This is a genomic window from Microbacterium sp. CCNWLW41 (assembly GCF_037083505.1).
In genome coordinates this window covers 318,365-330,087 of sequence record NZ_JBAOJP010000011.1, presented here as the reverse complement: position 1 = coordinate 330,087, position 11,723 = coordinate 318,365, and the positions used below count along the sequence as shown (strand labels likewise).

The following is an 11,723-nucleotide window of genomic DNA, read 5'->3' as shown; positions in this document are numbered from 1 at the left end:
TCGGCGGCCGGAGCGGCCGGGCGCGCGGGTCCCGGCTTGCGGGCCGGACCGGGCTTCGCCGCGGCTGCGCCGGGCTTCGCAGGGGCGCCGGGCGTGGCGGGCTTCGCCGCCGCGGGCGCTGCGGCAGCGCCCTTGCCTGCACCGTCCGCCTCGAGGGCGGCGCGGAGCTTGCGAGCCACGGGGGGCTCGATGGTCGACGAGGGGCTCTTGACGTATTCGCCGAGCGCCTTCAGCTTCTCGAGCGCGACCTTGCTGTCGACGCCGAGCTCGGAGGCGATCTCGTGCACGCGTGGTTTGGCAGCCACAAATTCTCCTGTCTGGGTCCACCCAGACAGGGCAGACCGTTAGTCGCGGACGGGTCTCATTTCGAGCCGTTCACTTTGTTTCCATAGCCGTTCAGCCTTTTCGCTGGATGTGCTCTTCGATGGTCTGCGTGTCAAGCGGGCCTGACACACGCAATGCCCGCACGAAGGCGCGGCGCCGGATGGCGGCATCCACGCACTCCTGCGTCTCGTGCACCCACGCGCCTCGTCCGGGCATCGATGCGCGCTCGTCGAGGACGAGGACGGATTCGATGGAGACCACTCTCAGAAGAGCGGACCGGGGAGCACGCGTGCGGCATCCGACGCACGTTCGTACAGGATCCATGGTACACCGACCGGCTGGGAGCCAGCGCCGACGGTCACCCCTCCTCGAGGATGGAGTCGGGCTGGATGTCGATCTTCGCGCCGGTGAGCTTGGCCGCAAGGCGTGCGTTCTGCCCCTCCTTGCCGATCGCGAGCGACAGCTGGTAGTCCGGCACGAGCGCGCGCACGGCCTTGCTCGAGGCGTCCAGCACGAAGCTCGACGTGACCTTCGCCGGCGACAGGGCGTTCGCCACGAACTTCGCCAGCTCCGGGTCGTAGTCCACGATGTCGATCTTCTCGCCGCCGAGCTCCTCGGTGACGGCCCGGACGCGCCGGCCCAGCTCGCCGATGCAGGCGCCCTTGGCGTTGATCGAGGGGTCGTTGGCCTTGACCGCGATCTTCGTGCGATGACCCGCCTCGCGGGCGAGCGAGACGATCTCGACGAGGCCGGCGGGGATCTCGGGGACCTCGAGGGCGAAGAGCTTGCGCACGAGGCCGGGGTGCGTGCGCGAGACCGTGATCGAGGGGCCCTTCGCGCCCTTGGCCACCGACGTCACGTAGACGCGCAGGCGGGAGCCGTGGGCGTAGTCCTCGCCCGGCACCTGCTCCTCCGGCGGCAGGATCGCCTCGACGGTGCCGAGGTCGACGTGCACCATCCGGGGGTTCGGGCCCTGCTGCACGACGCCGGCGACGATGTCGCCCTCTTTGCCGCGGAACTCCCCGAGCACGGCGTCGTCGGCGATGTCGCGCAGACGCTGGCTGATGACCTGCTTCGCCGCGAAGGCCGCGATGCGCCCGAAGTCCTCCGGGGTCGACTCCTCCTCGCCGATGACGGCGCCCTCGTCGTCGCGGAGCGGGATGAACACGGCCACGTGACCGGTCTTGCGGTCGAGCTGCGCCCGTGCGCCCTCGGGCAGCTCGCCGGTGGGCGAGGTGTGCTTGGCGTAGGCGGTCAGGATCGCCTGCTCGATGATCCGCACCAGCTCGTCGAAGGGGATCTCCTTCTCGCGCTCGACAGTCCGCAGCAGTCCGAGATCGATGTCCACAATGGCCTCCGTATTCAGCTCTCACCGGCGCGCGCCGCGCGCCGGAACCCTACAACGTTACCGGATGCCGACTCCCCCGGCGCGAGGAGCCGGTCGGCGCCGATCACCGCGGGCAGTCGTCGACGTGCGTGGCCGCGCGACCGAATCGCGCCTCGGTCCAGTCGATGATCACGGGCACGAAGGCGGAGCCGGGCAGCAGTGGACGGAGGTGGTCGTAGCCGCGGTACTCGAGGCTGCGCACCTGCTCCCCCAGCGCGCACAGGCGGTCCACGAAGTCCTGCTGCAGGCGGGGCGGGATGACTTCGTCCTGGTCGCCCCAGGCGATGAGGATCGGATGCCCCCAGGGCCCCGTCGGCGTGTTGTCCTCGAGCCGGCGGCCCAGGGGTCCCGCGGTGAGGTCGCCGACGTACAGCGGGCGGTCCTCCGACACCCCCAGCGCGGTCGCCACCGACACGACGACGCCGGGCTCCGAGGGGCAGCGCTGCGTCATCTCCCGGACGATCGCCTCCGAGCCCGGGGCGATGTAGCGGTTCAGGTCGACGTCGGGATACGTGTCGGCGTACGGGACGAGCACCCAGGAGATCAGGATGGACAGCAGCACGTTGGCATCGCCGCGCGTCAGCTCCTCCGCGAGCTTCACCGGCTCTGCCGCGGGGGCGAGCAGCGCCGTCCCGAGGATGTCGAGGTCGGGCGCGTAGTCGCCGGCGACCTGCGACATCCAGAGAGCCGCGTGGCCGCCCTGCGAGTGGCCCCACACCACCGTCCGGCGGGAGAGGGTGAGACCCTCCAGCTCGTCGGCCGCGATCACCGCGTCCAGTGACGACCGCGCTTCCCCGCGCCCGATGAGGTAGGGGAAGACCCCGGGCGCGCCCTGGCCGGAGTAGTCCGAGGCCACGACCACCCAGCCCTCGGCCACCGCCCGATCGAGCCCCGGGATCGCCCATCTCGTCGCCGAGGCGTCCCGCAGGCTCGGGGCGCAGCCGCGCGCGACGCCGGTCGTCCCGTGGTTCCACGCGACCACCGGGCGCGGACCCGGCGGCGGGTCCTGCGGGATGATCACGAGGGCGCTCGCGACGGCCGGCTGCCCGAGCGCGTCGCGCGTCGTGTAGAGGATGCGCCGCACGTCGGCGTCCGGCGGCTTCTGACCGGAGAAGTCGTCCGAGCGGATCAGACGGCCGTGCTCGTACGGCACGACCTCGGGCGGATCGTAGAACCCGTCCACCACCTGCGCGCCGTCCTGGAACCAGGAGTTCGCCCACCAGCCGCCCGCGGCCAGCCCGACCAGGAGCGCCGCCAGCGCGTAGCGGCCCGCGGCGAGCCAGGCGGCGCGGGTGCGCGACGGCCGCTTCGGCGGGGTGGCGTCGCGGGCGGCCGACGACGGGCGCGAGGGCGCGGCATCCGCCTTCCGACGATGGCCCCGCACCCCGCCCTGCGCACCCGACGGCACGGTCCGTCGCCCCTCGACGAACGCGCGGACCGCGCGCACGAGCAGCGTCGCGCCGAAGACGATCGTGCGCACGCCGAACACCACCGCCACGACGAGCACCGTGACGTCCGGCCATGCGTACGAGAGGATGCCGAACGCGATCTGCGCACCGCCCCACACCGCCGCCAGCACGCGCTGGCTGACCGTGCCGCGGGCGATCGCGTCGTACAGCGAGGCCAGCCCGCCGAGCACCAGCAGCACGGCGATGAGCTGGGGCAGCAGCTCGAGCGTGCGGCCGAGGCCGAGCAGGACGGCGAGGCCGAGCGCGACCCACGCCGCGCCGAACAGCACCCGCGACCACAGCGGCGTCTCGGGCGCCGAGAGCATGCGGGCGACGCCGGAGAAGATCGCACTCAGACCGACGTAGATCGTCAGCAGCAGCAGCGACGTCAGCGGCCGCGTGACGATCAGCAGCCCGGTCAGCAGCGCGAGGGCGCCCACGACGACCAGCACGACCGGTGAGGCACCGCGCACCACGCGCGGGACGATGCTCCATCCGGACGCGGCAGCCCTGAGGTCCGCGCGCATCATCCGCACCATTTTAGGTCAGCCGTCCGGCGAGCCCTCCCGCGGTCGCCCGTCCGATGGACCATCCCGGCACCCGCGTCAAGCCCGTGCAGGGGCCGGGAGCGCGGTCTAGCGTGAGGGGGTGGAGAGCACCGACGGCGTGAGGCAGGGCGCCAAGCAGCTCGCGCGCGAGGCCGAGTCGAACACCGTCTTCGAGGTGATGGCGCGCGCCGGCTACGCGGCCAACGGCGTGATCCACGCCCTCATCGGGATCATCGTCCTCGTCATCGCCTCCGGGGGTGACGGCGACGGCGACCAGGCCGGCGCGCTCAAAGCCGTCGCGGGCGCGCCCGCCGGCTTCGTGCTGCTGTGGCTGGTAGCGGTCGGGCTGTGGGCGCTGGCTGTCTGGCGCGCCGGTCAAGGGCTGCTGGCTCGCGACTGGACCGGCGACACGAAGGGAGCCGCCCGCAAGTGGGGGCGGCGGGTGGCCGAGTGGGGCCAGGCGGCCGTCTTCGCGGCACTCGGCGCGATCGCCGCCGCCGTGGCGCTGGGCGCCCGACCGGACGGCGAGCAGGCCGCCGAGACGGCGAGCCAGATGCTGCTGCGGATCTGGGGCGGGTCGATCGTGCTGTTCCTCATCGGGCTCGGCATCGGCATCGGCGGGATCGCGTTCATCGTCATGGGCGTGCGCCGGAGCTTCCGCAAGCGGATCCGGATCCCCGAGGGCAAGCGCGGACGCAGCGTCACCATGCTGGGCATCGCGGGCTTCGTGGCCAAGGGTGTCGCACTGACCATCGTCGGCGTGCTCCTGGTGGTCGCGGCCGTCGGCACGGACGCCGAGGTCGCGGGTGGCCTGGACGGCGCGGTGGATGCGCTCCTGGACCTCTTCCTCGGTCCGGCGCTCGCATGGATCGTCGGTCTGGGGCTGATCGCCTACGCCGTGTTCACCATCGCACGGGCCCGCCTCGCCCGGATGTGACCGCGCGACGAGGGCGACGCGCGCCCCCGGGTAGGAGGCGCGGCGTCGCAGTGGGGACGGGTCAGGCGCGGTACACCTGCACGACCGAGGGGCGCGGCGCGTTCGGCGCATCGCCGGGCGCGGCGGAGCCGTAGTCGGGGAACCGCGACGTCGGGGCGGCGTACGAGCCGTCCTCGCCCGGATGCTGCACCGCGACGAAGACGAGTCCCTCGGCATCGTGGATCACGGGGCCGCACGTCTCGGCATCCCGCGGCACCGCGAGGAACTGCTGCACGTGACCGCGCTCGGCCCCCTCGAGCGGCACGAGGAACAGCCCGTCGTTGTAGCCGATGGTGCTCGGGGCGCCGTCGGTCGAGATCCACAGATTCCCCGCCGAGTCGAACGCGACGTTGTCGGGGCACGAGATCGGCGAGACCAGCTCCTTCGGGAAGCCCGCGAAGTACGAGTTCGCGAACACGGCGGGATCGCCGCACAGGAGCAGGATGCTCCACCCGAACGTGGTGCCCGACTGGCCCTCGGTCTCGGTGAGCTCGACGACGTGGCCGTAGCGGTTCCCCGTGATGGGGTTCGCCTCGTCGAGCGTCGCAACGGAGCGGGCCGAGTTGTTCGTGAGCGCCAGGTAGACCTTGCCGGTCGTGGGGTGGGGCTCGACGTCCTCGGGGCGGTCCATCTTCGTCGCGCCCACGGCATCCGCCGCCAGACGCGTGTAGACGAGCACCTCCTCGGTCGAGAAGCCGGGGACGACCGACTGCCCGTTCTGCGTGAGCGGGATCCACGTGCCGGAGCCGTCGAACAGGCCGTCGGCCGGGAGGACGCCGGTGCCGGTGATCTGCGCGGCCGGCGAGTTGCCCGCGAACTTCGCGACGTACAGGTCGCCCTCGCTGAGCAGCTCGAGGTTCTTCTTGCGCGACCCGGAGATCCGGTTCTTCGAGACGAACTTGTACAGGTAGTCGTTGCGCTCGTCGTCGCCCATGTAGGCCACGACGCGGCCGTCCTCGGCGACGGTGACGTTGGCGCCCTCGTGCTTGAAACGGCCCATCGCAGTGTGCTTGCGCGGCGTCGAGGTCGGGTCCTGCGGGTCGATCTCGACGATGTAGCCGAACCGGTTCGGCTCGTTGACGTAGTCGGGGCTGTGCGCGTCGAAGCGCGGGTCGTAGGTCTCCCACCGGGTGGACGTCGAGGTCGACGACGTGGACTGGTAGCGCTTCTGCGCGGGGGCGTCCGCCGCCCAGGCGAAGTACCCGTTGAAGTTCTCCTCACCGGAGAGGATCGTGCCCCACGGCGTCGTCCCGCCCGCGCAGTTGCCGAGCGTTCCGTGCACCCAGCGACCCTCGGGGTCGGCGGCCGTCTTCACGAGGTCGCTGCCGGCTGCGGGGCCCGTGAGCTCGAAGACGGTCTCGACGGTGATCCGGCGGTTGCGCGTGCCGCCGACGACGTACGACCACGGCTCGCCGGTGCGCGTGCGCGTGATCTCCACCACCGACATGCCCATCGCGGCCTTGTAGATGTCGCCGCGACGCCGCCGCTCGGCCGGGTCGGTCGTGGGCGGGAACATGATGTCGGGGTTCACGTACTCGTGGTTGGTGACGAGCACGCCGGTCTTGCCGCTCGGGTCCGCGAGGATGTCGAGGTAATCGCAGTTGTAGCCGAACTGCAGGGCCTGCGTCGTGGGCGTCTGGGCGGCGATGTCGAACACCGGAGCGTGGGAGAACAGCGGGTCGCCCCAGCGGATGATCGGCTGCCACGTGTAGCCCGAGGGCACGACGACCTCGTCGACGAAGCGGTTGACCGGCGCGATCGGGTCGAACGCAAGGCCCCCGCTCACCGGACGGGCGAACGCGGCACCCGCTCCCCCGACGCCGGCCGAGCCCGGGCCCGAGAGCGGCGCCTGCCCGCGCGTGGCCCCCACCGCGATCGCGACCGCGCCGGCGGCGCCGAGGCCGAGCAGCGCGCGCCGCGACAGCGCGGCGGCGGCGACCTGCTGGAACGTCTCGTTCTGCGACGGGTTGCATTCGGGCCCCAGGCACGCGTTGGCGCACTTGTACTGGCACGTGACCGCGAGGCGCTTGCCTCGCGCGTGGTCGGCCATGGGGAGGGAGCGGCGGAATCCTTCGACGATACTCACGATCGTCCTCTCTGCGTTCGAGACGGTTCGGTGGGACTGGCCGAAGCCTCGCCGCGCGTGGCGACGTCCACCGGAACGCCGAGTGAACGGCCGGAGACGAGCGTGTGAGAACCGGCTCATGCCGGCGCGGCAGCCGACCCGAGCGCGTTCACGGCCCGGATGAGTCGGTACAGCTCCCCCACGCGGAACTGGTCGAGCCGCAGCACCAGCCGCGGCAGATCGACCCTGTCGGCGTCCTCGCGCTCGATCGTGAGCGGGCCGCGGCGCTCGATGCCACCCTCGGTGAGCATCGGGGCGAACTCCTCGTTGAGTGCGGCCACCTCCTCGTCCGTCGGCTCGGCTCGCAGCCGCAGGACGAGCCGCTTGCCCACCCATCGCAGCGAGTCGTAGTTGCGGTAGAAGCCCGTGAGCTCGTCCACGGCCTCGGTGACCGAGTCCGTGATGAGCACGCGGTCGAAGTCGCCGTCCGAGATGACGCCCGAGCTGAGCAGGTGGTCGTCGATGAACCGCCGCAGGCCCTCCCAGAAACCGCCGCCGGGTGCGTCGAGCAGCACGATCGGCACCGGATCGGCCTTGCCGGTCTGCTGCAGGGTGAGCAGCTCGAACATCTCGTCGAGCGTGCCGAAGCCGCCGGGCACGCACACGAACCCGCGCGACTCCTTCACCAGCATGAGCTTGCGGGTGAAGAAGTACTTCATCGCGACGTTGCGCGCACTCGCGCCGACGACCGCGTTCGGCTTCTCCTCGAAGGGCAGCCGGATCGACACGCCCAGGGAGTTGTGCGGGCCGGCGCCTTCCGCGGCGGCCTGCATGATGCCCGGACCTGCGCCGGTCACCACGAGCCACCCGCGGGCGGCGAGCGCTGCGGCCACCTCGGATGCCTGGCGGTAGAGCGCGTCATCGGGCCTGGTCCGTGCGGAGCCGAAGATCGTGGCCTTGGGTGCGTCGTCGTAGGGCGCGAAGAGCCGGAACGCCGCGCGCATCTCGGTCAGCGCAGAGCTGGCGATCTTGAGGTCGAGTCGATCGGCGCCGTCCATCCCGAGCCCGATCCCGGTGGCGAGGATGCGCGCGACGAGGTCGGCGTTGTCGCTGATGCCGGCGTCGGCGAGGATCCGGCGCAGATCCTCGGTGACCTCGGAGGGAACCACGGTGCTGTCGGCCATGCCTCCACGTTGCCACGTCGGAGCACCGGCCGGGCCCGATGTGCGCAGGGGTTGCGTGCGACCGCCGGCCGTGGAAGACGCCGGCGCCGCCGGCCGTCGTCAGCCGCGGCGGCCCCGCGCGCGCGTCAGCGCGCCGTGAGGCGCGCCACCGCGTCGGCGACCGGCACGACCTCGCGGTCGCCGGTGCGGCGGTCCCACAGCTCGACCTGGCCGTCGGCGGCGCCGCGGCCGGCGATGACGATGCGCGGCACGCCGACGAGCTCCGCGTCGCCGAACTTGACCCCCGGCGACACCTTCGGCCGGTCGTCGTAGACCACGTCGAGACCGGATGCCTCCAGGTCGGCGGCGAGCGTCGCCGCGAGGTCGTACGCGACCTGGTCCTTGCCGGTGGCGACCACGTGCACGTCGAACGGCGCCACGGCCGGCGGCCAGATGAGACCGCGCTCGTCGTTGTTGAGCTCGGCGATGATCGCGAGGATGCGCGTGACGCCGATGCCGTACGAGCCCATCGTGACGGTCACGAGCTTGCCGTTCTCGTCGAGGACCTTCAGGCCCAGCGTCTCGGCGAAGAAGCGGCCGAGCTGGAAGACGTGGCCGATCTCCATGCCGCGTGCCAGCTCCACGGGACCCGACCCGTCGGGCGCCGGGTCGCCGTCGCGCACGTTCGCCACGTCGATGAACCCGTCGCCGGTGAAATCGCGACCCGCGACGAGCGTGTGCACGTGCTTCTGGTCGATGTTGGCGCCGGTGACCCAGGCGGTGCCGTCGACGACGCGCGGGTCCAGCAGGTACCGGATGCCGGTCGCCGACTCTTCGCCGAGGACCGGCCCGGTCTCGGACCAGGGGCCGATGTAGCCCTTCACCAGCAGCGGGTTGCTCTCGAAGTCCTGCTCGGTCGCGGGCTCGACGGCGGCGGGGGCGAAGGCGACCTCGACGCGCTTGTCGTCGACGTCGCGGTCGCCGGGGATGCCGACGATCACGAGCTCGCGGCGCCCGTCGAGGTGGGTGAGCGCGAGGACCACGTTCTTGAGCGTGTGCGCGGCCGTCCACTCGGACGCCCCGTCGGTGGCGGGACCGGCGATGCCCGACGCGGGAGCGTCGAGGTGCGTGTTCGCGTGGTTCACGAGCGTCTCGATCGTCGGCGTGTTCGGCGAGTCGAAGATCACGGGGGCGCCGATCCCGTCGAACGGGATCGGGTCGGGCGCGATCGTGGTGAACGCCTCGACGTTAGCCGCGTAGCCGCCGGCGGAGCGGACGAAGGTGTCCTCGCCCACGGCCGTGGGGTGCAGGAACTCCTCGGAGCGCGCACCCCCCATCAGGCCGTTGTCGGCGGCCACGATGACGTACTCCAGCCCGAGCTTCTGGAAGATCCGCTCGTAGGCGTCGCGCTGCGACTGGTACGAGGCATCCTGTCCCTCGTCGGTGTAGTCGAACGAGTAGGCGTCCTTCATGGTGAACTCGCGCCCGCGGAGCAGGCCGGCGCGCGGACGGGCCTCGTCGCGGTACTTGTCCTGGATCTGGTAGATCGTCAGGGGCAGGTCCTTGTACGACGAGTAGAGGTCCTTCACGAGAAGCGTGAACATCTCCTCGTGCGTCGGCGCCAGCAGGTAGTCGGAGCCCCTGCGGTCCTGCAGCCGGAAGATGCCGTCGCCGTAGGAGGTCCAGCGGCCGGACGCCTCGTACGGCTCCCGCGGCAGCAGCGCCGGGAAGTGCACCTCGTAGGCGCCGGCGCCGGCCATCTCCTCGCGGATGACCGCTTCGATCCTCGCCTTGACCTTCAGGCCCAACGGCAGCCAGGTGAAGACGCCGGGCGCGGCACGCCGGATGTAGCCGGCGCGCACGAGCAGCCGGTGACTCGTGACCTCGGCGTCGGCGGGGTCTTCACGGAGCGTGCGGAGGAAGTAGTGCGACAGACGGGTGACCACGAGGGTCAAGTGTATGACGAGCGGCTGCAGCGCCCTCGCGTCACGGGTGCATGAGTGCGAACACGTCGGCCGTCAGCGCCAGGGCATCGGTCGTCGGACGGATGAAGTCCGGCGTCACCAGGAGGACGTTCACGCCGTCCGTCGCGACGACCACCGCGCCGGAGCCCTCGTAGCGGTCCAGTCCCGGTGCGATGACCGCGGCCTGGGCGCCGTCGACGGTCACCGGCTCCGCGCCCGCCGCGGCGAGCGCCGTCGGGAACGCGATCGCGCCGCCCGGGACGACGTCGACACGGACGACTTCGCCGGAGCTCGTGTCGCCGCTGCCCGAGGTGAAGTGCAGTTCGCACCAGCTGGTCGCCTCGGCGAAGAGGGCGATGCCCTCGAGCCGCTCCGTCGCCTCGCCCCGGCTGCTCTGGCCGAGCAGCGCCACGCGCTCGAAGCCGTACACCGCGGGATCGACGGATGCCGCGACCTCGGCGCAGTCCGGGAGCGACCACCACTGCGGGGTGCGCAGGGCGGGGCTGGGGGTCGGGTGATCGGCCAGCCGCGTGGACGCCTCGGCGAAGAGGCCGGCGACGCCCGCGGCCGTCACGGCGTCCGTGTCACCGGCGGCGCGCACCACCATCCAGGTGCCGTCCACCGTGCCCGCCTGGGTGCACTCGACGCGGGCGCCGTCCTCGATGGACGCGCAGCCGGTCGGCGTGCCGGCGCGCAGATCCTCGCCCACCACCGCCTCGGGGTAGGCGAACAGGTGCGCCGTGGCAGCGAGATAGACGCCGTCCGACACCCACACGCAGTCGATTCCGCCGAGCACGTCGTCGGCGCCCGTCCTCCACCGGTAGTCCGAGAGCATCATGTCGATCCCGGCGACCGCCTCGACCGAGGCCTCGTCCAGGGCGGCGGCGCAGTCCCCGGCGAAGGGCGTGACGCCCTCGGGTGGGGCGGCCGGCGCCGTCGGCTGCGGCGTGGGCTCGGGGGTCGGCTCGGGCGTCGGCGTCGGCGTCGGCGTGGGCGTGGGCTCGGTCTGGCTCGTCGTGGGCGCAGGACGGGCGTCCGTGCCGAGGAGCGCCGCCGTCGTGACGGCGCCGCCGCCCACCGCCCCGACGAGCACGAGCGCGATCGCACCCGCGGCGATCCGCGACCGCCGCCTGTCCGCGGGGCGGATGCGCTGGGCGCCGGCGAGGACGAGGTCGCGCAGCTCGCCGCGCTCCCGCGGTGTCAGGTCCTCGTTCATGTCCATGCCCCCTCGATCGATGCCATCTCATCGCGCAGCCTCGCCTTGGCGCGGGACAGTCGGGACTTCACGGTGCCGACCGGGATGCCGAGCGTCTCGGCCGCGGCGCGGTCGGGATAGCCCTCGAGCACCGTCAGGACGACGACGCTCTGCTCGCGGGCCGGCAGTCGCTTCAGTGCGGCGAGCACGCCGCTCTCGTCCGAGCCCTGGGGTGCACCCGGGTTCGGCGCGACCGGCGTGCGCGCCAGGAGCGCGCGGTACCGGCGGCCCGAGCGCTCGAGGTTTCGGGCGCAGTTCGACACGGCGTTCAGCAGCCACGGCAGCGGTGAGCCGTCGACCAGCCGGACCGACTCGCGCTTGCGCCAGAGCTCGAAGAACCCGATCGTCACGGCATCCTTCGCGTCCTCGCGCGCGGTCAGCAGGCGTCGCGCGTGGCGGAAGAGACGCGCCTCGTGGCGGTCGAACAGCGCCGCCAGCGCGGCCTCGTCGCCGGCCAGGACCCGCTCCCACAGGGAGGCGTCATCAGCGTCCATACCCTGTAGTGTCCGCGTTCGCGCGGAAGGTTCCCACCCCGCCGTACAACGGCCGGATCGACCGCGTCCGCGGCGCCTCCCGCACACCGGTGCCTACAC

At 72.2% G+C, this 11,723-nt stretch carries 10 protein-coding genes; 1 reads left to right on the top strand and 9 read right to left on the bottom strand.

Features of this window, described 5'->3' with window-relative positions:
• From V6R91_RS31400 to V6R91_RS31385, 4 genes are all read right to left on the bottom strand, one after another.
• On the bottom strand, positions 1 to 305 hold a 305-nt coding region (locus V6R91_RS31400), incomplete at its 3' end, for a translation initiation factor IF-2 N-terminal domain-containing protein (RefSeq protein WP_336398608.1).
• Positions 306 to 396: 91 nt separating this feature from the next.
• Positions 397 to 648 carry a YlxR family protein gene (locus V6R91_RS31395; RefSeq protein ID WP_336398607.1) on the bottom strand — a complete coding sequence of 84 codons (252 nt, stop codon included), beginning with the start codon at positions 646 to 648 and terminating at the stop codon, positions 397 to 399.
• A 34-nt stretch (positions 649 to 682) separates the two neighbouring features.
• A complete protein-coding gene (nusA, locus tag V6R91_RS31390) occupies positions 683 to 1,672 on the bottom strand; it encodes a transcription termination factor NusA (RefSeq protein WP_336398606.1) in 990 nt (329 codons plus the stop codon).
• Between the two features lie 103 nt (positions 1,673 to 1,775).
• The gene (locus V6R91_RS31385) at positions 1,776 to 3,698 is read right to left on the bottom strand and encodes a lipase family protein (protein WP_442928204.1); all 1,923 of its coding nucleotides are present in this window, start codon (positions 3,696 to 3,698) and stop codon (positions 1,776 to 1,778) included.
• 109 nt (positions 3,699 to 3,807) lie between these two features.
• Here V6R91_RS31385 and V6R91_RS31380 point away from each other — a divergent pair, with 109 nt between their 5' ends.
• Positions 3,808 to 4,644 carry a DUF1206 domain-containing protein gene (locus V6R91_RS31380; protein WP_336398604.1) on the top strand — a complete coding sequence of 279 codons (837 nt, stop codon included), beginning with the start codon at positions 3,808 to 3,810 and terminating at the stop codon, positions 4,642 to 4,644.
• A 61-nt stretch (positions 4,645 to 4,705) separates the two neighbouring features.
• Here the strand turns inward: V6R91_RS31380 and V6R91_RS31375 are convergent, their stop codons facing one another.
• From V6R91_RS31375 to V6R91_RS31355, 5 genes are all read right to left on the bottom strand, one after another.
• Positions 4,706 to 6,733, bottom strand: a complete 2,028-nt coding sequence (locus V6R91_RS31375; protein ID WP_336398626.1) for a PhoX family protein — start codon at positions 6,731 to 6,733, stop codon at positions 4,706 to 4,708.
• A gap of 152 nt (positions 6,734 to 6,885) precedes the next feature.
• Positions 6,886 to 7,932: a TIGR00730 family Rossman fold protein gene (locus tag V6R91_RS31370; RefSeq protein WP_336398603.1), complete on the bottom strand. Its 1,047-nt coding sequence runs from the start codon at positions 7,930 to 7,932 to the stop codon at positions 6,886 to 6,888.
• Between the two features lie 125 nt (positions 7,933 to 8,057).
• Positions 8,058 to 9,857 (bottom strand): proline--tRNA ligase, encoded by a 1,800-nt coding sequence (locus V6R91_RS31365; RefSeq protein WP_336398602.1) that lies wholly within the window; start codon positions 9,855 to 9,857, stop codon positions 8,058 to 8,060.
• Between the two features lie 40 nt (positions 9,858 to 9,897).
• Positions 9,898 to 11,091: a hypothetical protein gene (locus V6R91_RS31360; protein WP_336398601.1), complete on the bottom strand. Its 1,194-nt coding sequence runs from the start codon at positions 11,089 to 11,091 to the stop codon at positions 9,898 to 9,900.
• The gene (locus V6R91_RS31355; protein WP_336398600.1) at positions 11,088 to 11,624 is read right to left on the bottom strand and encodes an RNA polymerase sigma factor; all 537 of its coding nucleotides are present in this window, start codon (positions 11,622 to 11,624) and stop codon (positions 11,088 to 11,090) included. The genes V6R91_RS31360 and V6R91_RS31355 overlap by 4 nt, the downstream gene beginning before the upstream one ends.
• Positions 11,625 to 11,723: the final 99 nt, after the last annotated feature.

What these genes read in the sequence shown, in the direction of transcription:
- V6R91_RS31370 (WP_336398603.1), bottom strand. Translation starts at nt 7,932, where the DNA reads ATGGCCGACAGCACCGTGGTTCCCTCCGAGGTCACCGAGGATCTGCGC.
- V6R91_RS31360 (WP_336398601.1), bottom strand. Translation starts at nt 11,091, where the DNA reads ATGAACGAGGACCTGACACCGCGGGAGCGCGGCGAGCTGCGCGACCTC.
- V6R91_RS31385 (WP_442928204.1), bottom strand. Translation starts at nt 3,698, where the DNA reads ATGGTGCGGATGATGCGCGCGGACCTCAGGGCTGCCGCGTCCGGATGG.
- V6R91_RS31395 (WP_336398607.1), bottom strand. Translation starts at nt 648, where the DNA reads ATGGATCCTGTACGAACGTGCGTCGGATGCCGCACGCGTGCTCCCCGG.
- V6R91_RS31355 (WP_336398600.1), bottom strand. Translation starts at nt 11,624, where the DNA reads ATGGACGCTGATGACGCCTCCCTGTGGGAGCGGGTCCTGGCCGGCGAC.
- V6R91_RS31375 (WP_336398626.1), bottom strand. Translation starts at nt 6,733, where the DNA reads ATGGCCGACCACGCGCGAGGCAAGCGCCTCGCGGTCACGTGCCAGTAC.